Genomic DNA, 22,009 nt, shown 5'->3' with positions numbered 1-22,009 from the left:
TTACAATGAATTTAAAATATCAGTAATTTTTGTGTAGGATTTATAATTGAGATTAGTTGTGTCTTGAGTTACTTTCTCATGTTCCCAAGTAGTATGAAAAGGAATATGAATTGCAGAAGCACCAATATTTAATAAAGGTAGAACATCTGACTTTAAAGAATTACCTATCATTAAAAACTCACTAGCTTGAATATCTAAATGGTTAATTAATTTAGTATAATCATTTTCTTTTTTTTCACTCATTACTTCAACATGATGAAAGTATTTAATTAAGCCAGACTTTTCTAATTTTCGTTCTTGATCTAATAAATCACCTTTTGTAGCAACAATTAATTTATAATCTCTTTTTAAACTATTTAAAACATCTATTACACCATCTAAAATTATAACAGGTTTTTGTAACATTTCTTTACCTATATTTATTATTTTACTAATAGTTTTTTGATTAATAGTATTATTAGAAAGTTCTAAAGCACATTCTATCATTGATATAACAAATCCTTTAATTCCATAGCCATAAATTGGCAAGTTTTCAATCTCTTTTTTATATAACTCTTGATGTATTTTATTTTCTGTTTCGTAATTTGATAATAGATTAGCGAAAGCATTTTCAGCTTCTCTAAAATAAGTTTCATTTACCCAAAGTGTATCATCAGCATCGAAAGCTATAACTTTAATTTGTTTTTTAATCATTTTGTTTAGATAAATATTTTTTTGCTTTTTCTAAATCTTCAGGAGTATCAATACCAATACTTTCAATAGTAGTTTCTATCATTTTAATTTTTTTGCCAACTTCTAAATACCTGATACATTCTATTTTTTCAGCAGTTTCTAAAGGAGTCATAGGTGTGTTATAAAAATCTAATAAAGCTGATTTTCTAAAAGCATAAACTCCTTTATGTTTGTAGTATGTAATACTTTGACCCTTTTCCCTATGAAAAGGAATAACACTTCTAGAAAAGTATAAAGCAAAGTTATTTGTATCAGTAATTACTTTTACATTATTAGGGTTTTCAATCTCTTCTCTTTCTTTTATAGCAACTTTTAAAGAAGCTAAATCAATAAGGTGTGTTGTATCTTCTTTGAAAACAGCTATTAGTTTTTTTAAAGATATAGTATCAATAAAAGGTTCATCACCTTGAACATTTACAACAACGTCAGTTTCTATGTTTTCTACAGCTTCAGCTATTCTATCAGAACCGCAATCATGCTCTTTTTTACTAATAATAACTTTTCCATTTATGTTATGTATTGTTTGAGATATAATTTCAGAATCTGTTACAACATAAACTTCATCAAAAAGTTTTGATTTATGAGCAGCTTCATAAGTTCTAACTATTACAGGCTTTCCTGCTAAGTCTTTCATTAATTTTCCTGGAAATCTTGAAGCTTGATATCTAGCAGGTATCATTGCAATAATATTCATAAGTTTTTATCTAAAATAATTTCAAATATACCATTTTATAGGTTGAATATTATAATTGTTTCGTGAAGTATAAAGTTTAGGTAAATAAATAGGAGGGAAGAATAATAATTAAAAAATCCTGAAACAATTAAGTTTCAGGATTTTTATTTATATTATATGATGAATTTTGATAAACCTTAATCGTTTAATTTAAAGTTGATAGGTATAGTATATTGAACATTAGCTAATTCTCCATTTTGTTTTCCAGGAATAAATGTAGGTAATTTAGTTACCATTCTTTTAGCTTCTAATTCTAAAAGTTGTCCATCTTTAGGTCCTCTCATTTGAACATTTCTAACTTTACCTTCTTTACTAATTACAAAAGTAACCCATACTCTTCCTTCAATATTTTTTCTTGCAGCAACTTCTGGATAGTTAAAGTTTCTTTGAATATGACTAATCATTCTTTCATTAAAACAATTTAACCTTTCAAAATCAGAAGCATTAGCACATGCTTTAAATTGAGGAATAGATTGAACTTTATTAAATTTTATGATATTAGTAAGACGAGCTTCTTTAACAACAGGTGCTGCTTTCTTAACAGGTGCTTTCTTAATAACTTTCCTAGCTATCATATTTTTCTTAGCTTTATCATCACTGCCAGGAACCTTAAATGTTATAGGAATACCATACTTAACTTTTACTTTTTTACCATTATGCTTACCAGGGATGAATTTAGGTAATTCAGTTACTAACCTCTTAGCTTCTTTTTCTAATAATTCTCCTCCCTTAGGACCACGCATTCTAATATCCTGAACAACTCCACTTTCATTAATAGTAAATTGAACTAAAACTCTACCTTGAATATTATTTTTTATAGCTTCTTCTGGGTATTTAAAGTTTTTAGAAATATGTTTACGCATGTTTTCTTCAAAACATTTAGCTTGTTTAACTAAAGGTTGGCTTTCACATTTTGAAAACAAAGGAATTTCCTCAACTATATTGAAAGGAATTTTTTGTAAAGTTTCTCCTGAGTCTTCAAGTTCTAACTTACCAACTAACAACGTTTTTTTCTTAACGTTAGCTAATTGATGAGAATTATTTGAACCTCCAATAGCAGAAACGGCTGATTTGTTTTTACGAACAACACGTCTTCTTGTAGAAACTTCAATTGATACTTGTTTTTTTGCTGAACCATCAGCACCTTTTACTTCTTCTACTGCACACTTAGTAATACTATTTGGGTCAGCTATACTTTCGTCTGGAGTAGCACATTGCTCTTGAGCTGTAGCTATAAAAGAAAATAATATAGCTATAATTAACAAGGGGAATCTCATCATAATCTTGCTTAATTTAGGGGTTAATAATTTTGATTAACATTGTAAACATAATAAAACAAATTTTAAATTCAAAGAAAAATAACAATTACTTTACTGTTAAATTAATATTTATTTTACCTACTTTAAAAATACCTTTCAAAGTAATGTTCTATATATTATGACGCAAAAATATGTAAAAAGTTACAAAAACAAGTAATTATTTGTTTAAAAATTAACTAGTTATGTTTTTTATTACCTTTTTTTATTCATTTTCCCTTTGTTTTAAAGGAGTTTTGTAATAATCGTTTAAAATATTTTTTTTACGTTTTTTTTTGAAGAAATTTATTTTTTAACTTTTTTTTTCAAATTTATGGCTGTTTTTAATTTACTCGCTTGTTAAGTTAATAGGAAAAACATAATCGACATTAACAGGTAGCCCATTAACTTTACCAGGTTGTAAACTAGGGAGTTTTGATAATATTTTAATGACTTCTTCTTTTAATTTGTTGCTCTTCTTTGAACTTATTATTTGTGGCTCTTTTATACTTCCATCAATAGCAATTTTAAAACGTATAATCACTTTTCCAGAAATATTATCTTCGACTATTGATTCAGGATCAAAGTTTTTAATAAAATGTTTTTGCATATTATTTTTAAAACATTTAATATTTTCTATTTTATCTCCGTTTGAACATGATGGAAATAAAGGTACTTCATCAACAAGTTTGAATAGCACACTTTTGGTGTTTAGTTTATTTTTAGTGGTACTCGAGGTATTAATTAAAGCTTGTTTTAAATTATTATTTAAGCTTAAATTTGATTTAATACGTTTAGGAGTTGTTTTAAACCTACTAGTAATTCTTTTTCTTGATGAAATTGAGGTTCTAGTTATTTTTCGTTGTGTTGGTTTTACTTTTTTTTCTTTAGTGTTTTCTATTTCACATTTACTGATAGATATACTATTTAAATCGGTTATGGTTTCTTCAGATGATTTACATACTTCTTGACTAAAACCATTTAATGATAATAATAAAAAGATTGATGTTAATAAATTTGCTTTCATGATTTATGGGGCTTACTTGGTTGATGTAAATTTCTCTTTTTTACATCGAAAAGCCTTTACCTTAATATCATAAATGCATTAATTAATGTTATGCTTAATGTTAGGAATGTTAATTTAAAATTAATAGAATATTTATAAAAAAATAAAACTCCCATTAAATGAGAGTTTTATACAATAGTATGTTTATTTAATTATTTTACGTTCATTAATTCAACGTCAAAAATTAATGTCGCGTTAGGAGGTATCACCCCACCAGCACCAGCTTCACCATAAGCTAAGTTTGACGGTATAACTAAACGAGCTTTATCTCCAACTTTTAATAATTGAATTCCTTCATCCCATCCAGCAATTACTTGACCAACGCCAATAGCAAAATCAATAGGTTGTTTACGTTTGTATGAAGAATCAAAAACAGTTCCATCTAACAATTGACCTTTATAATGAACAGAAACTGTTGCTCCTTTAGTAGCTTGTTTACCATCGCCTTGTTGTAAAACTTTGTAACGTAGCCCACTATTAGTTTCATCATATCCAGCAGCCACAGAGTCTAATAATTCTTTTTGTTTAGCTTTTTCTTGTTCTTCACGTTTTTCTCTAGCTCCTTCAAAAGACCTAAAAGCTTCAACTGCGTTGAAAGCTTCTGCAGTATCACCTACACGAATTATTTCTACATTCATTTCGTCTTCTTGGGCTACAGCATCAACTACATCTTGTCCTTCAATAACACTTCCAAAAACAGTATGTTTACCATCTAACCAAGGAGTAGCTACATGCGTAATGAAAAACTGAGAACCATTTGTTCCTGGTCCAGCATTTGCCATAGATAATTTACCAGGAGCATCATGTTTTAATTCAGGATGAATTTCATCATCAAATTTATAACCTGGATTTCCTGTTCCTGTTCCTTGTGGGCAACCACCTTGAATCATAAAATCAGGAATAACACGGTGAAACTTTAATCCATTATAATAAGGAGTTCCTTGAGGTTTTGCTGAATTTTCTAGGTTACCTTCTGCTAAAGCAACAAAATTACCAACTGTACCAGGTGTTTTTTCGTATTCTAAATTCACTAAAATATTCCCTTTAGAAGTAGTGAACTTTGCATAAATTCCGTTATTCATCTTTTTAATTTTAAAAACTATTTTACATTATTTTGAAACGGACAAACTAGCAAAATTGAAGTTAAATCCGATATTAATATTTGTTGATTTTACATTGCCAAAAGGCGAATATAATTTACCGCCAGAGGCAGTAATTGAAAAATTATTTGTGATATTATAATTTAAACCAGCTGTAGGTCTTATAATAATACCTTCATCTGTATCAACTCCAGCGCCGCCAGCAGCTCCAGCAGTAAGATCTAAAAAGGCATTTAGTTTATTATTAAAAAAGGTATTAGTTTTAAAACCTAATCCAACTAATCCATGAGCATAACCACCAGATTGACCTTCATAAGCAAAGCCAGCTTCACCAATTAAATAGATGTTTTTGGTTAAATCATAGTTAAATTGTAAAGCCAATAATTGTAAATCTACTGAGTATATTTTATTTGGAGGGTCTTTTTTAGCAACATTAAAGTAAGATTGATTTTCTATACTTAATGTTATACCTTTAGTTTTAAAAGTAGCTGTTTCGTTGTTAGAAGATGTTTTAGTACCACCGTTTAATCCTATATATTTTACACCAAAACCAAGAGTATAAGCTTCTAGGTCTCCAGCTAAAGCTCTATAATAACCACCATGTCCACTTAAAGCAAAATTGTTAGATAGTTTTAAGTCCATTCCAATAGATGGGTATATCATTAAACCACCTTCAGGAGCAATTCGTCCACCTGCAGCACCAATTCCTAGCTTAGTAAACAAATTAATATATTTAGATTGGTATGGATGGTATCCAGCACCTATAAATAAATCCATAAAACCAGCACGTAAACCTTTGTAAATGGCATCTGTATGTGCAAATAAGAAGGTGTTTTCGTTTAAATATTTTTGATACTCAAAACCAAGTACATATAAGGTTTCTGTTAAAGGAGTACGATCATCTTTTTTAGATTTACCAAAAGGAATGAAAAAATCAAAGCGTACTTGTTGTACATTTTTAACTGTTGAACGTTTCCAGAAATTATTAGAAGAGAGGTTTGAATTAATAAAATTTTGATGAGCTGTATCATAATTAGAAAAACGTAATAGGCTTGGGATTTCTAAAAAAAATGAAACAGAATTGCTTTTTATTTCTCCAGAGTAAAAATTTACATGACTATATTGGACGCCAAAAGAGTAGTTGTTTTTTTTATATTGTAAACCAATGTTTGGATTAATAAAAGCACCATCGTTAACATAAATTCTATAACCACCACCTCCACCAAAGTGGAAATTAGCATCAAAATATAGATTTCTATATAGTTGTTTATTAATTCCTAGTTCAACACCTAAAGTAAATAAACCACCCTGATCTCCTGTTAAAGCAGCATGCATTGCAGCTCCACCATATAACCAATCATTGAATGGCATTTGATAATGTAAGCCCATCATTCCCATAGTTGGTTTCAAATCAGGGAACTTATTTGAAGGCATCTGAACAGGAATAAAGTTTAATCGAACTTTATTATGTAATTCCTTTCCTTTCAAAAGAGATAAATTTTCTTGTGAAAAAGTAAAAGAAGTAAATAGTAACAAAAAACTGAAAAGGAACAATTTATTTTTTGTTGTCTCAATATTAATTAATGTTTTTACTATCATAATAACTTACATTTTTAATATTATTTACTGAAATTCACTTGTGAAATGTAATTTTACACTAGGATATTTACTTTGAGTCATTTGAATAGTAAAAGTAGAATCAGCTAAAAATACCAACTGACCTTGTTTGTCTTTTGCTAAATAACGTTGTTTAACACGTTTGAATTCTTTGAATTCTTCATTTTTAGGGTCTTCAGGTTGTACCCAACAAGCTTTGTGTACTGAAATATTTTCATAAGAACATTTAGCACCATATTCATGCTCCAAACGATATTGTATTACTTCATATTGTAAAGCTCCAACAGTACCAACAATTTTACGTCCGTTCATATCCATTGTAAATAATTGAGCAACACCTTCATCCATTAACTGATCTAAACCTTTGTATAGTTGCTTGGCCTTCATTGGATCAGCATTGTTTACATAACGGAAATGTTCAGGAGAAAAACTTGGTATTCCTTTGAAATTAAGTTGTTCACCTTCTGTTAAAGTATCTCCAATTTTAAAGTTTCCAGTATCATGTAAACCAACAATATCACCAGGGAAAGATTCATCTACAATTTCTTTTTTTTCTGCAAAAAAGGCATTAGGGCTAGAGAATTTTACTTTCTTTTTATTTCGTACATGTAAATAAGGAGTGTTTCTTTTAAAAGTACCTGATACAATTTTTATAAAAGCTAAACGATCACGATGTTTAGGGTCCATATTTGCATGTATTTTAAATACAAAACCGGTTAGTTTCTCTTCTTTAGAATCTACTAAACGTTCCTCAGCTTTTTTAGGTTGTGGCTGTGGTGCAATATCAATAAAAGCGTCTAATAATTCTTTAACTCCAAAATTATTTAAAGCAGAACCAAAAAACACAGGTTGTAATTTTCCTTCTAAGTATTCTTGTTGATTAAATTCAGGGTATATTCCATATACCATTTCAATTTCCTCTCTTAGTGTTTCAGCAGCATCTTCTCCTATAATTTTATCTAATTCTGGATTTGTAACATCATCAAATTGAACACCTTCAGAAATAGTTGTTTTGTTTTCTCCAGAAAAGATATTAAGTTTCTTTTCCCAAATATTATAGATTCCTTTAAAATCATACCCCATACCGATAGGGAAACTCATAGGAGTTACATGAAGACCTAACTTTTGTTCAACTTCATCTAACAAATCAAAAGCGTCTTTTCCTTCACGGTCTAATTTATTGATAAATACAAGCATAGGTATGTTTCGCATCCTACAAACTTCAACAAGTTTTTCCGTTTGAGGTTCAACTCCTTTAGCAACATCAATCACAACAATAACGCTATCAACAGCAGTTAAAGTTCTAAAAGTATCTTCAGCAAAATCTTTATGTCCAGGTGTATCTAGAATATTAATTTTCTTATCTTTATAAATAAAAGCCAATACAGAAGTAGCAACAGAAATTCCTCTTTGACGTTCAATCTCCATAAAATCAGAAGTGGCTCCTTTTTTTATCTTATTATTTTTTACAGCACCAGCTTCTTGAATTGCCCCACCAAATAATAATAATTTTTCAGTTAAGGTTGTTTTTCCAGCATCTGGATGTGATATAATTCCGAACGTACGTCTTCTCTGTATTTCTTCTAAAAAACTCATCTATAAATTTTAAGGTTGCAAAGATACATTTAATTATAAAACCGTTCAAAGTATTAATTGTTGAACTGCTGTCAATTTTGTAAGTTTGCTTTCATTAATATCGACAAATGAAAGAACAGGTAATTTTAGTTGATGAACAAGACAATCCTATTGGATTAATGGAAAAAATTGAAGCTCATGAAAAAGCATTATTACATCGTGCTTTCTCTGTTTTTGTTTTTAATAACAAAGGTGAGTTAATGTTACAACAAAGAGCTAAAGAAAAATATCATTCACCTTTACTCTGGACAAATACATGTTGTTCTCATCAACGAGATGGAGAAACTAATATTGAAGCAGGTAAGCGTCGTTTACAAGAAGAAATGGGGTTTGTTTGTGATTTAGAAGAGGTTTTTAGTTTTATATATAAAGCCCCTTTTGATAATGGTTTAACTGAGCATGAATTAGATCATGTACTTGTTGGTAAGTTTAATGATGTTCCATTAATCAATAAAGCAGAGGTGGAAGCTTATAAATGGATGCCATTGCAAGAGGTGAAAAATGATATTGATAAGAAACCAGAAATTTATACTGAATGGTTTAAGATAATTTTTAAAGAATCTTACGAAAAAATTTATAAATTTATATAAATTATGCCAAAAGTTACTGTACATAGAAAAGCTCATTTTAATGCTGCCCATAGATTATATAACAAAGAATGGTCAGATGAAAAGAATGTTGAAATTTTCGGAAAATGTAACAACCCTAATTATCATGGACATAATTATGAGTTAATTGTATCTTTATCTGGTGAGATTGATAAAGAAACTGGGTATGTTTATGACTTAGGAAAATTAAAAGAATTAATTAAAACAGAAATAGAGGATGTTTTTGATCATAAAAACTTAAATTTAGATGTTAAAGAATTTATGAATATAAACCCTTCAGCTGAAAATATAGCTGTTGTAATTTATAATAAGTTGCGATTGAAAATAGAAAATGAATTTGATTTAAAAATTACATTATACGAAACCCCTAGAAATTACGTAACCTATAGCGGTGAATAAAATTATATGATAGACCAATTACTTAGATTTAAACCTATATTAAAACAAAAAATATGGGGAGGAGAGAAATTAAAAACTGTTTTAAATAAGATAACGGAAGAAGATTCTGTTGGAGAAAGTTGGGAGATTTCAGATGTAAGAGGAGATGAATCGGTAGTAAGTAATGGTGAGTTTATAGGTAAAACTTTAAAAGAACTTTTAAAAAACTATAAAAGTAGTTTAGTTGGAGAAAGTGTTTATAAAGATTTTAAAGATGATTTTCCTTTATTGATTAAATATATTGATGCCAAAGAAGTATTGAGTGTACAATTGCATCCAAATGATAATATGGCTAAACAAAGGCATGATTCTTTTGGTAAAACAGAAATGTGGTATGTAATGCAAGCGGATGAGAAATCTAATATTATTGTTGGTTTTCAAAAAGATTCAAACGAAGAGGAATATCTTCATCATTTAAAAAATAAATCATTACTAGAAATTTTAAATATAGATGAAGTTTCTAAAGGAGATGTATATTTTATTCCACCAGGTAGAGTCCATGCGATTGGTGGTGGAGTTTTAATTGCAGAGATACAACAAACATCAGATATAACGTATAGAATTTTTGATTGGGATAGAAAAGATAAAGATGGTAGTTATAGAGAGTTGCATACAGATAAAGCTTTAGAAGTTATAAATTACAAATCACAAGTTTCTTATAAAACTGATTATGTGAAAAAACAAAATGAAACAACTAAAGTTGTTTCATGTGTTTATTTTACCACTAATGTATTACCTGTAAAAGGTAAATTATCTATAAATCACTACGAAAAAGATAGCTTTGTTATTTATATGTGTGTAGCTGGTAATGTAACCTTTACTTATAAAAATCAAATTGAAAAACTAACAATGGGACAAACAATTATGATTCCTGCTTGTTTAAAAGATTTTGTTATTAGTTCACCAGAAGAATCAGAATTATTAGAGGTTTTTATGCCAAAACATTAATTTTTTTTCCTTTTATTATGATGTAGCTTTTTCATTATTTTCCATTTAAACTCGTGTTCAGCAACTTCAAGTGTTAGTGCTTTTTTATACGATAAGAATGATGATAGTTTATCAAAGAATAAATTTTTTAAAACGGTTTTCTTTTTATTTATTGATTTTATTTTTAATAATATTTTTTTAGCATCTTCTTCGGAAATGCTTTCAAAATCACCGTTTTTAGAAATTCTCTTTTTTATTTTGTAGCGCTCTTCTTTATGAAGTTGTCTCATTTTTTTACTATAGTCATTATATATAGGCCAAAATTTTTGAGCTTCATTTTCAGTTAAGTTAAGTTTTTCTGTTATGTAAGCTATTTTATAAGCTTGTATCTTACTTTGTTTTTTTCTTTTAAATTGAGCTTGCGAATAGAAGCTAGAAAAAAGAAAAAATATAGCGATAAGTAGTGTTTGTTTTTTCATTTTTATTCTATTTCATTAAAAATTGTACTGTTTTCAATAGTATTTAAATATTCTTCTATGTTATCGTTATTTAATTCAATAGAAGTAATTATGTCTTCTTCAAGGTTCAAATTCGTTGAGTTAATAGCTAATGACAAATCTTCTTCTGTAGTATTTATATAACCATTTTCATACCAATCTTCAATATCAGCTGTAGTTATATTATTAAAATCGATAATTTCATTATCAGTATTAAAAGTAAAATAAGTATAACTTAAAAAAACAAGAACACAAGCAGCTACTGCTGTAGGTATAAGTTGTATCGTTTTTTTATACAATGAAATTACTTTACTCTTTGGTTGTTTTTCAATGTCAGTTATTTTATTTATGATTGAATCCTCTAGATTATCAAAGTAATTTTCAGGTGTTTTAAAAGGAATCTTTTTACTTAAATATAAATTACTTTCAATGGATACTTTTTCTTCAAATTTTTCAAAATAATTTTCAGGAACAGTAAAGCCATTAACCTTATTGGTTTGGTCAGTTATGTATTTTATGCTATCCTTTATATTATTGTTCATATTTATTTGACTTGCTTTTTTGAAAAAGGTTTAATTACTGCTTTTAATATACATCTCAATTTTTTTAACAGCATGATGATATGATGCTTTAAGACCTCCAACACTTAAGTTCAAAATTTCTGAAATTTGATTGTATTTCATGTTGTCAAAATACTTCATATTAAAAACTAATTGTTGTTGTTGAGGGAGAGTAGCTATAGCTTTTTGAAGAATTATTTGAATTTCATCTCCATTAAACCAATAATCACCATTTAAGTTAGAAGTTAATTCTTGTTGATAATCATTTATATCAACACTTTTACTTTTTGCTTTTTTGTTTATAAAGGTAATAGCTTCATTAGTAGCTATTCTGTACATCCAAGAAAATAGTTTACTATCTCCTTTGAATGAATCAATGTTTTTAAATACTTTGATAAAAGTATTTTGTAAAACATCATCAGCATCAGCATGTATTAAAACAATCTTTCTGATATGCCAATACAACCGTTCTTTGTATTCGGATATTAGAATTTTAAACGCTATTTCTTTTGTAGAAGCGTCTTGCAGTTGATTAATAAATGTTATTTCGTCTGTCAACCAATTTAGTTTAGCTGTTAGACCATAAATTTATTAAAAGGTTTAATTTAAATACGAAATTTTATTTTCTTTTTTTGAAGAAACCAAACAAGCGTTTTTCTTTAATGGTTTCAGAAACTCCTTTCGGAAGCATTTCTTGCCAACCTTCTTCGTCTTCTTTTATCATTTTTAAAACTTTACGAGAAAAGATACTTAGAATTTCAGGGTTAAACCCTTTAATGTCTACTAGTTTACCATTTGATTTGAAGAACTTATAAAGTTCTTTTACACGTGGGTGAACTTTTAAGTTTTCACTTGTTATATATTCACCTGATTCTTCTTCTTTATAAGGATACATATAAACTTTTAAATCTCTATAAAAAAGTTTACCAAATGCTTCAAGAATTCCACCACTTAAACTTCGGTAGTACTTCTCGTCAAAAATTTGAATAAGGTTGTTTACTCCCATAGCTAAAGCCATACGTTCTTTGGTAAATTCACTAAAATATTCAACCAACTTGAAATATTCTTGATAATCGGTAATCATTACGTTTTGACCAAGTGAACATAATAATTCAGCTCTGTCTAAAAAGTCACGCTCATTAATTTTCCCTTCAGCTTTAAGGTTACTTAAGGTAATTTCAAAAATTATTTGAGTTTTCTCAGGATCTACTTTCTTTTCGGCTAAAAATAATTCTTTAGACTTTTGGAACATATCCATATTTACTTTAGTTACAGGTCTAAAGCTACCACGTAGAGCAAGTATGTTACGTTTGTATAATACTTGAGCAGGTAATAAATTGTTACCATCAGAGTCAAACATTACGGCGTTAGTCATACCGTTTTTAACTAATTGTAAACTCATTAATCGATTATCAACATACATAAACCTTGGTCCAGAAAAGTTGATCATATCAATTTCTAAACGATCTTTATCTATATTGTCATAAAAAGATTTAAGTAGTTCTTTAGGGTTGTCATTTAAGTAAAAAGCTCCATAAACTAAGTTTACACCTAAAACACCTAGAGTTTCTTGTTGTAATCTTGCATCAGTTTCTTTAAAACGTAAATGCAAAACGATTTCGTTATAGTCTTCTAAAGGATCAAGTTGAAAACGGATACCAACCCAGCCATGTCCTTTAAATTTTTTAGAAAAGTTTATAGTAGCTACGGTATTTGCATAACTAAAAAAAAGTTTATCTGGATGTTTTTGACGATCTAAACGTTCTTCAATTAAATCCATCTCATGCCTAAGCATTTTTTTTAATCTAGCTTCCGTAACATATCGATTATCTTTTTCAATACCATAAATAGCATCAGAGAAATCTTTATCATAAGCACTCATTGCTTTTGCAATTGTACCAGAAGCACCACCAGCTCTGAAAAAATTACGAACAGTTTCTTGTCCTGCTCCAATTTCGGCAAAAGTACCATAAATATGAGCATTTAAATTGATTTTTAAAGCTTTAGTTTTGGTAGTTTGAACCGTGTTTATTTTTTGATCTCCCTTTAACGTAATTGCCATTTTGTTATTTTTTGTTACGTGAAGCAAATGTACTGAAAATTGAAACTATCAGTCAATTTTTATCGTATTTTTGTGTTAACCATGAGTAAAAAAAAACAAATAAAAGTAACTTTTTTAGGAACAGGCACTTCAACAGGTGTTCCAATGATTACAAGTAACCACCCTGTAGCGTTTTCAAAAGATTTTAGAGATAAAAGGTTGAGGTCATCAATAATGATTTCTTGGGATAATGTTAACTATGTTATTGATTGTGGACCAGATTTCCGACAACAAATGATTCGTGAAAATGTTCAATCAATAAATGGAATATTATTTACTCATGAACATTCTGATCATATTGCTGGATTTGATGATATAAGACCTTTTGGATTTCGAATGGGAAAAGTACCTATATATGTAACAGATAGAGTGCTTAAAGCATTGCAAAAAAGGTACGATTATGTTTTTGTTACTGAAAATAAATATCCAAGTGCACCAACGGTTGAGGTAATTCCTGTTTCTCATAAAAAAGTATTTGAATTAAATGAGGTTACGGTTACACCTGTAGAAGTTTTACATGGAAGTTTACCTATTTTAGGGTATCGTTTTGATAATATAGCTTATATCACAGATATTAAAACTATTTCTATTGAAGAAAAAATAAAACTACAAAACTTAGATGTTTTAATAGTAACTGGATTAAGAAAAGAACCACATGCAACACATTTCAATATAGAAGAGGCATTAGCTTTTATTAAAGAATTGAAACCTAAAAAAGCATATTTAACTCATATAAGCGAGCTGTTAGGGTTTCATGAAGAAGTAGAGAAAGAATTACCTAATAATGTGTTCTTAGCATATGATGGATTAAATGTTAGTGAATAGATAGATTTTAATGATAAAGGAATAAAATTTAATTAGTACAAAAACAACATTTAGTTTGTAAACATTTATACCTTTAAGAACTGTAAAAAGATAGTTACCAATGAAAATTATAATATCACCTGCTAAATCGTTAGACTTTGAAACAAAAGCAACAACAAGCTTATATTCAGAGCCTAGATTTTTAGATAAATCAGAAAAATTAAATAAAAAACTAAGAACATTATCAAAGAAAAAAATATCAGAATTAATGAAAATATCTGATGATTTGGCAATGTTAAATTATGAAAGAAACCAAGAATGGGAGCTTCCTTTTACATTAGAAAATGCTAAACAGGCTATTTATGCTTTTACAGGTGAAGTTTTTAGAGGGGTAGATGTTGTTACTTTACCAGAAATAAAAGTGCCTATTTTACAAGATAAACTAAGAGTTTTGTCTGGATTATATGGTTTACTAAAACCTCTTGATTTAATTCAGCCGTATAGGTTAGAAATGGGAACTAGATTAAAAGTAGGAAGAGCAGATAATTTATATAAATTTTGGGATGACCAATTAGCAAATTCACTAAATGAAGAATTAGATAATGATGAGTTATTAATAAATTTGGCAAGTTCTGAATATTTTAAAGCAGTGCCTAAAAAAGTATTGAAAGTACCTATGATAACTCCAGTTTTTAAAGATTTTAAAAATGGTCAATATAAAACTATCATGACATACGCAAAAAAAGCTAGAGGACTAATGGTGCGCTATATAATAGAGAATGATGTTGAAACATTAGAAGAGTTGAAAGGGTTTAATGTAGATGGATATGGTTTTTCTGAAGAAATGTCTACAAAAACAGATTTAGTTTTTACAAGGTAGAAAAAAGCACTCTTTCTAAGAGTGCTTTTTTATTTTTAACAATCAGCTAAACCAACAGTAATAGCCAAACCTCCTTCAGAAGTTTCTTTGTAATTTCTATTCATGTCTTTAGCGGTTTCCCACATGGTGTCTATAACTTTATCTAAAGGAACTAAAGAGTCTTCAGGATTAGTTTCTAAAGCTAATTCAGCGGCATTTATTGCTTTTATAGCTCCCATAGCATTACGTTCAATACAAGGAATTTGAACTAAACCACCAATAGGATCACAAGTTAAACCAAGGTGATGTTCCATAGCTATTTCTGCGGCTACTAAACATTGAGATGGAGTACCTCCTAAAAGCTCAGTAAGGGCTCCAGCAGCCATTGCAGATGAAACTCCAATTTCAGCCTGACAGCCTCCCATTGCTGCAGATATAGTAGCGTTTTTCTTAAATACACTTCCAATTTCACCAGCAACTAGTAAGAATTTTTTGATGTGTTCAAAGTCAGCATTATGATTTTCTATAACTAAGTAATACATTAAAACTGAAGGTATAACTCCAGCGCTTCCATTTGTTGGAGCAGTAACAACTCTTCCTAGAGAGGCATTTACTTCATTAACAGCCAATGCACAACAACTAACCCATTTTAAAATTTCTCTAAACTTAACTTCTGTACTTCTTATAGCAGTAATCCATTCATTTTTATTTGTATAAGCAGCCTCCTTAATTAACTTTTTATGAGTTTCAAACGCTCTTCTTTTTACATTTAAACCTCCAGGTAATGTACCCTTAGTGTGGCAACCAATATACATACACTCAAGCATTGTGTTCCAAATACGTAATAATTCAGAGTCAATTTCTTCTTCAGTTTTTAAAACTAATTCGTTTTGTAAAACAATTTCAGAGATTTTTTTGTTTTTTGAATTACAATAATCTTCTAGCTCAGAGGCTCTGTTTATAGGGAAAGGGAAGTTTTGTTTGTTAATCTCAGTAGTGGTTGAAGTTTTAACTTCTTCTTGAATAACAAAGCCACCACCTATAGAATAATAAGTCTCACTAGATATTTCATTTTTTTCTTTAGAAAAAGCTCTGAAAGTTAAACCATTAGAGTGAAAAGGTAAAAAGTCTTTGTTGAAAATGACTTGGTTAATTGAGAAATTTAAAACTTTTTCAGCGTTGAAATTAAGGGTGTTAGTTTGCTTTATTTCAGAGATAATATGTTCTATATTATCAATAGGGATATATTCAGGATCAGTTCCACTTAAACCTAATAGAACAGCTAAATCAGTAGCATGTCCTTTTCCTGTTAAAGATAAAGACCCGTAAAGATCAACTTTTATAGAGGAAACGGTTTCTATAAGTTCGTCTTTTTTTAGTTTTTGAATCCATTGTTGAGCAGCTCTCCATGGACCTAAGGTGTGCGAGCTTGAAGGCCCTACACCAATTTTTAACATATCAAAAACGCTAATAAATTGTGACATAGTAATTAGTTGTTTGTAACGGGCTAAAATAAAAAAATCCTGCATTAATACTAACGCAGGATCTATTTTTTAAAAAAGAAAAAATATTACATTCCGTAAACAGATTCTTTGTCAAATTTCTTTGTTAGCATGTAGTATACTACAGCACGGTATTTATTTCTTTCAGATTTTCCAATTCGTTCCATAACTTCATTGATTGCTTCGTCTAATTTTGGACCATCAGCTAAACCTAATTTTTTTATCAAAAAGTTCTTTTTTACTGTTTCTAATTCTTTTGCATCAGAACCAGATACAGTTTCTGCATCTTTTTTATAAATAGAAGGACCTAATCCTTTTGTAACTGCTTTTAATAAATCAGTATTTGAACGAATGTCTCTGTCGTCCATAAATTTTTTATACAATTCTACTTTTTCGTCAAATTTACTCATGATTTTTTGTTTGAAAATTAAATTTTTATTCTGTTTGAATTTTTAATCCATTCAAATATAGAAAAATAATTTATTGTTTCAAATTAGTTTAGGGTATTATGTTTAGCAGTTATAATTGTTAATTATTTTGTTAACAATAAAAGTAAACAAACGTTTTTAGGCATTGTTGTTGTTGTAAATTTATATATAATTCAAATCAAAAGCCTATGCCTGTATCAAAATTTGAATCCATGTTAAAAACAAATAGCGTTTATTTTTTCGATGCTACAGAGTTTGAGTATATTATAGAACATTATTTAAACATTGGTAAACACTCATTGGCAAAAAAAGCAGTGAAGTTAGGTTTAGAACAGCACCCTAGTTCAATCCAATTAAAACTAATGCAAGTAGAATTGTTGATTTTTGATGGAGAACTACCGTCAGCAATTCAACTATTAGGAGAGATTGAAGCTGTTGAGCCTCACAATGATGAAGTATTTATACAAAAAGCCACGATTTTATCTAAAAAAAATAAACACAAAGAAGCAATAGAGGTTTTAAAAGAGTCTTTAGAATATGTTGAAGGCCCTGAAGATATTTGGTCTATGATGGGGATGGAGTATCTATATTTAGATGATTATGAAAATGCTCGTTTAAATTTTGCTAAGTGTATTGATGTTGACTATGAAGATTATTCATCACTTTATAATATTGTTTATTGTTTTGAAATGGAACAAAATAGTGAAGAAGCAATAAAGTTTTTAAATAGTTATATAGATAAAAACCCATACAGTGAAGTTGCTTGGCATCAATTAGGAAGGCAATATTTTGAAATTAAGATGTATAATAAAGCTTTAGAGTCTTTTGATTATGCTGTTATTATTGATGAAGCTTTTATAGGTGGGTATTTAGAAAAAGCTAAAACGCTTGAAAAGCTTGAGAAATATGAAGATGCAATCGATAATTATTTAATAACATTAGAGTTAGATGATCCAACTGCATACGCATATATAAGAATTGGTGAATGTTATGAGAAATTAGGGAACGTTTCTACAGCAATTCATTTTTATAAAAAGGCTGTTCATGAAGACCCTTTATTAGATAGAGGATGGATGATGTTAACTAATGCATGTTATACTAATAAAAATTATCCTAAATCTTTATATTATGTAAATAAAGCAATTCAAATAGATGAAGAAAATGCACTTTATTGGAGGAAATATGGAGATATAAATTTGAAACTAAATTTTTATGAAGAAGCAGTAAAAGCTTTTTACAAATGTATAGATTTAGGTGATAAAGAAATTGAAATATATGTAGCTCTAGCAGATATTTTATTGTTTTTAGGTGATTTTAATGATGCATTGGTTGTGTTGATTAAAGCTAAAAAAATATATAAAGAATTTGCTGAAATAGAATATCGTTTATGTGGTTTGTTTATGATTCTAGATAAAGAAGAGTACAGTTTAACACATTTAAAAAACGCGTTAGCTATAGATTATGAATATAATTTTATAATCAAAGAATTGTACCCGACAGTTTTTCAAAACATAAAGGTAAAAGAAATAATAAATAATTTTAAAAGAGTAGTTAAGTAGTTTCATTCTTTTAAATAGTAAAGTTTAATATTCCCTTTTTCGTAAATAGATAAAGGGTTTTTTTGTGCCTTTTTTTATTTCAATTAGAATATGAAGATAAAATACTTTATTTAATAGTTTAAAAAATAAACTAAAGCTAAAAAGGGACTATTAAAAATGATCAGTAACTATTATAATTTATTTTAACAGATTAATAAGAAGAAAAATTAATTTTTCTTTTTTAAATTTATACTTAAATATTTAATATAAAATAGTGTGTTTTTAACAACTAAAACCGAAAACGGTTTCGTTTTTTTTTGTTGAACCGCTCTAAAAAACAACTAGATTTGATACTATAATTTTATGGCAAAAAGAATAAAAAAAATAGCAGTAATGACTTCTGGAGGAGATTCTCCAGGAATGAACGCAGCAATAAGGTCAGTAGTTAGGGCTTGTGCTTATTACAGAACGGAATGTGTAGGAGTTTATAGAGGTTATCAAGGAATGATTGAAGGAGACTTTACATTAATGACAGCTAGAAGCGTGAATAATATAATTCATAAAGGAGGAACTATTTTGAAATCAGCTCGGTCAAAAGAATTTATGACTGTTGACGGTAGGAAAAAGGCTCATGAAAACTTATTAGAGCATAATATTGATGCATTAGTGGTGATAGGTGGAGATGGTTCCTTTACAGGAGGAGTTGTTTTTAATAAGGAGTATAATTTCCCTGTAATTGGTATACCAGGAACAATTGATAACGATATTCATGGAACATCACACACGTTGGGATATGATACAGCTTTAAATACAGCAATGGATGCTATTGATAAAATAAGAGATACAGCATCATCTCATGATCGATTATTTTTTGTAGAGGTAATGGGAAGAGATGCTGGGTTTATTGCTTTAAATGCTGGAGTTGGAGCTGGAGCAGAAGAAATATTAATTCCAGAAGAAGATTTAGGACTAGATAGAATGCTTGAGTCTCTTAAGAAGAGTAAAAGATCTGGAAAGTCATCAAGCATTGTGGTTGTAGCTGAAGGAGATAAATCTGGTAAAAACGTATATGAATTAGCTAATTATGTTGAAGAGAACTTACCAGAATATGAAGTAAGAGTTTCTGTGCTTGGTCATATGCAACGAGGAGGGTCTCCAACTTGTTTTGATAGAGTTTTAGCAAGTAGGTTAGGAGTAAAGGCAGTGGAGCTCTTAATAGATGGTAATTCAAACTTAATGGTTGGTTTAAAAAACAATGAAGTAATAGCAACTGATTTAGAAAAAGCAATAAAAGGGATACAAAATATAGATATGGAACTCCTGCGAGTTTCTGATATTATGACGACTTAAATAAATATTATGATAAAAATAGGGATTAACGGATTCGGTAGAATAGGTAGATTAGCATTTAGATCTGCAGTAAAACGGACAAATGTACAAGTAGTGGCTATAAATGATTTAATTGAAGATGTAAATTATTTAGCATACATGCTTAAACATGATTCAGTTCATGGAGATTTTGACGGTACTGTAGAGGTTGTTGACAATAAATTAATTGTTAATGGAAATCATATTAGAACAACTGCTGAACGTAATCCTGAAAATTTAAAATGGAATGAAGTCGATGCAGAATATGTTATTGAAAGTACAGGTTTCTTTACATTAAAAGAAAAAGCAAAAATGCACATTACAGGAGGTGCTAAAAAAGTAGTTATTTCTGCACCATCTCCAGATGCTCCAATGTTTGTAATGGGGGTGAATAATAAAGAATTAAAAAAAACTGATACTATTTTTTCAAATGCATCATGTACTACAAATTGTTTGTCTCCAGTAGCTAAGGTATTAAATGATAATTTTGGAATAGAAGAAGGGTTAATGACTACGGTACATGCTTCAACTGCTACACAAAGAACAGTTGATGGACCTTCTTTAAAAGATTGGAGAGGTGGAAGAGCTGCAATGCATAATATAATACCTTCGTCTACAGGTGCTGCAAAAGCAGTAGGGAAGGTGATACCAGAACTGTCAGGGAAACTTACAGGAATGGCTTTTAGAGTTCCTACAATGGATGTTTCAGTGGTAGATTTAACTGTTAGGTTAAAAAAAGAAGCAAGTTATAATGATATTAAAAAAACAATGTTAAAGGCATCTGAAAATGAAATGAAAGGTGTTTTAGGGTACACAGAAGAAATGGTGGTTTCTCAAGATTTTGTAGGTGATACTAGAACTTCTATTTTTGACGCAAATGCAGGGATAGCTTTATCAGATAATTTTGTAAAAATAATCTCTTGGTATGATAATGAGATAGGATATTCAACTAAAATAGTTGATTTAGTAGAGTATTCTGCATCTTTATAAAGTATTATTAAATCTTTTATTAAAAACTGATAGGAATTTAACTCCTATCAGTTTTTTTATTTTTATAAGCTTTATATTTGTAATAGTTAAAAGCAAAAGAATTTTAAAAAAACTTTTCACTTTGTTTTTAAGTGAATAGATAAATAAAGTAGAATGATAAAAATTGGAATTAATGGATTCGGAAGAATAGGAAGGTTAGCGTTCCGTTCTGCCGTTCAAAGAGATAATATTCAAGTAGTGGCAATAAATGATTTATTAGATATAGATTATTTAGCATATTTGTTAAAATATGATTCAGTTCATGGTCGTTTTAATGGAACTGTTGAGGTTAAAGACGGTAATTTAATAGTTAATAATAAAGTTATTCGTGTAACAGCTGATAGAAACCCTGAAAATTTAAAATGGGATGAAGTAGAGGCTGATTATGTAATTGAATCAACAGGTTTTTTTACAGATAAAGATAAAGCAATGTTGCATATTAAAGGAGGAGCAAAAAAGGTTATTATATCAGCGCCATCCAAAGATGCTAATATGTATGTTATGGGAGTAAATCATGCTGATTTAACCAATGATGAAATTGTTTTTTCAAATGCCTCATGCACTACAAATTGTTTAGCTCCTTTAACAAAAGTAATTAATGATAATTTTGGGTTAAAAGAAGGTTTAATGACTACCGTTCATGCTGCAACTTCAACTCAGAATGTTGTTGATGGACCTAATAAAAAATGGCGTAGAGGTAGGTCAGTTGTTAATAATATAATACCAACAACTACTGGAGCAGCAAAAGCAGTAACTAAAGTAATACCAGAATTAAAGGGAAAGTTAACAGGAATGGCAGTAAGAGTTCCTGTAGCTGATGTATCTTTAGTAGATTTAACTTTTAGAACAGAAAAAGCAACCTCATTAAAAGATATTTTAAAAGCTTTAAAAGAAGCTTCTGAAGGAGATTTTAAAGGAATTATCGGTTATACCGAAGATGAAGTAGTTTCTCAAGATTTTGTTTCTGAACCTAGAACTTCTGTTATTGATGCTGATGCATGCTTAGAGTTAAATGAAAACTTTTTTAAAGTGATATCATGGTATGATAATGAATTTGGATACGCTACTAAAATAGTAGATTTATTAGAGTATTCTGCATTACTATAAGTTTTAAAGAAAGTATTAAAATAAAAAAAAACTCCCTTATTTGAAGGGAGTTTTTTTATTTTAAC

Annotated in this window: 22 protein-coding genes; 9 read left to right on the top strand and 13 right to left on the bottom strand. The window is 28.9% G+C overall.

The features are described from left to right. From ACKTTQ_RS16395 to ACKTTQ_RS16365, 7 genes are all read right to left on the bottom strand, one after another. Nucleotides 1–693 (bottom strand): HAD family hydrolase, encoded by a 693-nt coding sequence (locus ACKTTQ_RS16395; protein ID WP_113786013.1) that lies wholly within the window; start codon nt 691–693, stop codon nt 1–3. Then, on the bottom strand, nt 686–1,426 hold the full coding sequence (gene kdsB / locus ACKTTQ_RS16390; protein ID WP_408049817.1) for a 3-deoxy-manno-octulosonate cytidylyltransferase: 741 nt from the start codon (nt 1,424–1,426) through the stop codon (nt 686–688). The genes ACKTTQ_RS16395 and kdsB overlap by 8 nt, the downstream gene beginning before the upstream one ends. A 176-nt stretch (nt 1,427–1,602) precedes the next feature. Further along, a complete protein-coding gene (locus tag ACKTTQ_RS16385; RefSeq protein ID WP_408049816.1) occupies nt 1,603–2,745 on the bottom strand; it encodes an energy transducer TonB in 1,143 nt (380 codons plus the stop codon). A 364-nt stretch (nt 2,746–3,109) separates the two neighbouring features. Next, nucleotides 3,110–3,787 carry an energy transducer TonB gene (locus tag ACKTTQ_RS16380; protein WP_113786011.1) on the bottom strand — a complete coding sequence of 226 codons (678 nt, stop codon included), beginning with the start codon at nt 3,785–3,787 and terminating at the stop codon, nt 3,110–3,112. Between the two features lie 191 nt (nt 3,788–3,978). After that, nucleotides 3,979–4,908 (bottom strand): peptidylprolyl isomerase, encoded by a 930-nt coding sequence (locus ACKTTQ_RS16375; protein ID WP_093870736.1) that lies wholly within the window; start codon nt 4,906–4,908, stop codon nt 3,979–3,981. 27 nt (nt 4,909–4,935) lie between these two features. Beyond that, a complete protein-coding gene (locus tag ACKTTQ_RS16370) occupies nt 4,936–6,525 on the bottom strand; it encodes a hypothetical protein (protein ID WP_408049815.1) in 1,590 nt (529 codons plus the stop codon). 24 nt (nt 6,526–6,549) lie between these two features. Next, nucleotides 6,550–8,139, bottom strand: coding sequence for a peptide chain release factor 3 (locus tag ACKTTQ_RS16365; protein WP_408049814.1), 1,590 nt, complete (start codon nt 8,137–8,139; stop codon nt 6,550–6,552). A 107-nt stretch (nt 8,140–8,246) separates the two neighbouring features. Between ACKTTQ_RS16365 and idi the strand changes: the two genes are divergently transcribed. From idi to ACKTTQ_RS16350, 3 genes are read left to right on the top strand one after another with little or no spacing between them, the layout of a single operon-like run. Then, entirely contained in the window at nt 8,247–8,768 is a 522-nt protein-coding gene (gene idi, locus ACKTTQ_RS16360; protein WP_093870738.1) for an isopentenyl-diphosphate Delta-isomerase, read from the top strand. A gap of 3 nt (nt 8,769–8,771) precedes the next feature. Then, nucleotides 8,772–9,185 (top strand): 6-pyruvoyl trahydropterin synthase family protein, encoded by a 414-nt coding sequence (locus ACKTTQ_RS16355; protein WP_093870739.1) that lies wholly within the window; start codon nt 8,772–8,774, stop codon nt 9,183–9,185. A 6-nt stretch (nt 9,186–9,191) separates the two neighbouring features. Then, entirely contained in the window at nt 9,192–10,172 is a 981-nt protein-coding gene (locus tag ACKTTQ_RS16350; protein ID WP_093870740.1) for a type I phosphomannose isomerase catalytic subunit, read from the top strand. Here ACKTTQ_RS16350 and ACKTTQ_RS16345 read toward each other — a convergent pair. From ACKTTQ_RS16345 to ACKTTQ_RS16330, 4 genes are all read right to left on the bottom strand, one after another. Further along, the gene (locus ACKTTQ_RS16345; RefSeq protein ID WP_408049813.1) at nt 10,169–10,630 is read right to left on the bottom strand and encodes a hypothetical protein; all 462 of its coding nucleotides are present in this window, start codon (nt 10,628–10,630) and stop codon (nt 10,169–10,171) included. The genes ACKTTQ_RS16350 and ACKTTQ_RS16345 overlap by 4 nt on opposite strands. A gap of 2 nt (nt 10,631–10,632) precedes the next feature. Beyond that, the gene (locus tag ACKTTQ_RS16340; protein WP_408049812.1) at nt 10,633–11,190 is read right to left on the bottom strand and encodes a hypothetical protein; all 558 of its coding nucleotides are present in this window, start codon (nt 11,188–11,190) and stop codon (nt 10,633–10,635) included. Between the two features lie 30 nt (nt 11,191–11,220). Beyond that, nucleotides 11,221–11,766, bottom strand: coding sequence for an RNA polymerase sigma factor (locus tag ACKTTQ_RS16335; RefSeq protein WP_408049811.1), 546 nt, complete (start codon nt 11,764–11,766; stop codon nt 11,221–11,223). Between the two features lie 61 nt (nt 11,767–11,827). After that, nucleotides 11,828–13,270 carry a nicotinate-nucleotide adenylyltransferase gene (locus tag ACKTTQ_RS16330; RefSeq protein ID WP_093870744.1) on the bottom strand — a complete coding sequence of 481 codons (1,443 nt, stop codon included), beginning with the start codon at nt 13,268–13,270 and terminating at the stop codon, nt 11,828–11,830. An 81-nt stretch (nt 13,271–13,351) separates the two neighbouring features. Here ACKTTQ_RS16330 and ACKTTQ_RS16325 point away from each other — a divergent pair, with 81 nt between their 5' ends. Both ACKTTQ_RS16325 and yaaA read left to right on the top strand, forming a co-directional pair. Continuing rightward, nucleotides 13,352–14,134 carry an MBL fold metallo-hydrolase gene (locus tag ACKTTQ_RS16325; protein ID WP_093870745.1) on the top strand — a complete coding sequence of 261 codons (783 nt, stop codon included), beginning with the start codon at nt 13,352–13,354 and terminating at the stop codon, nt 14,132–14,134. Nucleotides 14,135–14,234: 100 nt separating this feature from the next. Further along, on the top strand, nt 14,235–14,993 hold the full coding sequence (gene yaaA / locus ACKTTQ_RS16320; RefSeq protein WP_408049810.1) for a peroxide stress protein YaaA: 759 nt from the start codon (nt 14,235–14,237) through the stop codon (nt 14,991–14,993). A 35-nt stretch (nt 14,994–15,028) separates the two neighbouring features. Here yaaA and ACKTTQ_RS16315 read toward each other — a convergent pair whose 3' ends face one another. Beyond that, complete coding sequence (locus tag ACKTTQ_RS16315) at nt 15,029–16,456, bottom strand: L-serine ammonia-lyase (RefSeq protein WP_408049809.1); 1,428 nt, start codon at nt 16,454–16,456, stop codon at nt 15,029–15,031. 86 nt (nt 16,457–16,542) lie between these two features. Further along, a complete protein-coding gene (locus tag ACKTTQ_RS16310) occupies nt 16,543–16,884 on the bottom strand; it encodes a DUF2853 family protein (RefSeq protein WP_093870748.1) in 342 nt (113 codons plus the stop codon). Between the two features lie 206 nt (nt 16,885–17,090). On the opposite strand from ACKTTQ_RS16310, the gene ACKTTQ_RS16305 reads away from it, so the two are divergent. The 4 genes from ACKTTQ_RS16305 (at nt 17,091) to gap (ACKTTQ_RS16290) (ending at nt 21,944) form a co-directional block, all read left to right on the top strand. Then, a complete protein-coding gene (locus tag ACKTTQ_RS16305) occupies nt 17,091–18,461 on the top strand; it encodes a tetratricopeptide repeat protein (RefSeq protein ID WP_093870749.1) in 1,371 nt (456 codons plus the stop codon). Nucleotides 18,462–18,803: 342 nt separating this feature from the next. Further along, nucleotides 18,804–19,790: a 6-phosphofructokinase gene (gene pfkA / locus ACKTTQ_RS16300; protein WP_093870750.1), complete on the top strand. Its 987-nt coding sequence runs from the start codon at nt 18,804–18,806 to the stop codon at nt 19,788–19,790. A gap of 9 nt (nt 19,791–19,799) precedes the next feature. Next, complete coding sequence (gap, locus tag ACKTTQ_RS16295; RefSeq protein ID WP_113786005.1) at nt 19,800–20,798, top strand: type I glyceraldehyde-3-phosphate dehydrogenase; 999 nt, start codon at nt 19,800–19,802, stop codon at nt 20,796–20,798. A 153-nt stretch (nt 20,799–20,951) separates the two neighbouring features. Further along, nucleotides 20,952–21,944 carry a type I glyceraldehyde-3-phosphate dehydrogenase gene (gene gap, locus ACKTTQ_RS16290; protein ID WP_093870752.1) on the top strand — a complete coding sequence of 331 codons (993 nt, stop codon included), beginning with the start codon at nt 20,952–20,954 and terminating at the stop codon, nt 21,942–21,944. Nucleotides 21,945–22,009 lie beyond the last annotated feature (65 nt).

It is taken from the genome of Tenacibaculum halocynthiae (genome assembly GCF_964512825.1).
Taxonomy (GTDB): Bacteria; Bacteroidota; Bacteroidia; order Flavobacteriales; family Flavobacteriaceae; genus Polaribacter; species Polaribacter halocynthiae.
The sequence above is the reverse complement of the archived record's forward strand: the minus strand, read 5'-3'. Positions and strand labels throughout refer to the sequence as shown.

Bases quoted from the DNA above. Each gene is read 5' to 3' on its own strand.
- ACKTTQ_RS16375 (WP_093870736.1), bottom strand. From the start codon at position 4,908: ATGAATAACGGAATTTATGCAAAGTTCACTACTTCTAAAGGGAATATT.
- gap (WP_113786005.1), top strand. From the start codon at position 19,800: ATGATAAAAATAGGGATTAACGGATTCGGTAGAATAGGTAGATTAGCA.
- gap (WP_093870752.1), top strand. From the start codon at position 20,952: ATGATAAAAATTGGAATTAATGGATTCGGAAGAATAGGAAGGTTAGCG.
- ACKTTQ_RS16355 (WP_093870739.1), top strand. From the start codon at position 8,772: ATGCCAAAAGTTACTGTACATAGAAAAGCTCATTTTAATGCTGCCCAT.
- idi (WP_093870738.1), top strand. From the start codon at position 8,247: ATGAAAGAACAGGTAATTTTAGTTGATGAACAAGACAATCCTATTGGA.
- kdsB (WP_408049817.1), bottom strand. From the start codon at position 1,426: ATGAATATTATTGCAATGATACCTGCTAGATATCAAGCTTCAAGATTT.
- ACKTTQ_RS16380 (WP_113786011.1), bottom strand. From the start codon at position 3,787: ATGAAAGCAAATTTATTAACATCAATCTTTTTATTATTATCATTAAAT.
- ACKTTQ_RS16330 (WP_093870744.1), bottom strand. From the start codon at position 13,270: ATGGCAATTACGTTAAAGGGAGATCAAAAAATAAACACGGTTCAAACT.
- ACKTTQ_RS16305 (WP_093870749.1), top strand. From the start codon at position 17,091: ATGCCTGTATCAAAATTTGAATCCATGTTAAAAACAAATAGCGTTTAT.
- ACKTTQ_RS16385 (WP_408049816.1), bottom strand. From the start codon at position 2,745: ATGATGAGATTCCCCTTGTTAATTATAGCTATATTATTTTCTTTTATA.
- ACKTTQ_RS16345 (WP_408049813.1), bottom strand. From the start codon at position 10,630: ATGAAAAAACAAACACTACTTATCGCTATATTTTTTCTTTTTTCTAGC.
- ACKTTQ_RS16315 (WP_408049809.1), bottom strand. From the start codon at position 16,456: ATGTCACAATTTATTAGCGTTTTTGATATGTTAAAAATTGGTGTAGGG.
- ACKTTQ_RS16310 (WP_093870748.1), bottom strand. From the start codon at position 16,884: ATGAGTAAATTTGACGAAAAAGTAGAATTGTATAAAAAATTTATGGAC.
- pfkA (WP_093870750.1), top strand. From the start codon at position 18,804: ATGGCAAAAAGAATAAAAAAAATAGCAGTAATGACTTCTGGAGGAGAT.
- ACKTTQ_RS16340 (WP_408049812.1), bottom strand. From the start codon at position 11,190: ATGAACAATAATATAAAGGATAGCATAAAATACATAACTGACCAAACC.
- ACKTTQ_RS16395 (WP_113786013.1), bottom strand. From the start codon at position 693: ATGATTAAAAAACAAATTAAAGTTATAGCTTTCGATGCTGATGATACA.
- ACKTTQ_RS16365 (WP_408049814.1), bottom strand. From the start codon at position 8,139: ATGAGTTTTTTAGAAGAAATACAGAGAAGACGTACGTTCGGAATTATA.
- ACKTTQ_RS16325 (WP_093870745.1), top strand. From the start codon at position 13,352: ATGAGTAAAAAAAAACAAATAAAAGTAACTTTTTTAGGAACAGGCACT.
- ACKTTQ_RS16370 (WP_408049815.1), bottom strand. From the start codon at position 6,525: ATGATAGTAAAAACATTAATTAATATTGAGACAACAAAAAATAAATTG.
- yaaA (WP_408049810.1), top strand. From the start codon at position 14,235: ATGAAAATTATAATATCACCTGCTAAATCGTTAGACTTTGAAACAAAA.
- ACKTTQ_RS16350 (WP_093870740.1), top strand. From the start codon at position 9,192: ATGATAGACCAATTACTTAGATTTAAACCTATATTAAAACAAAAAATA.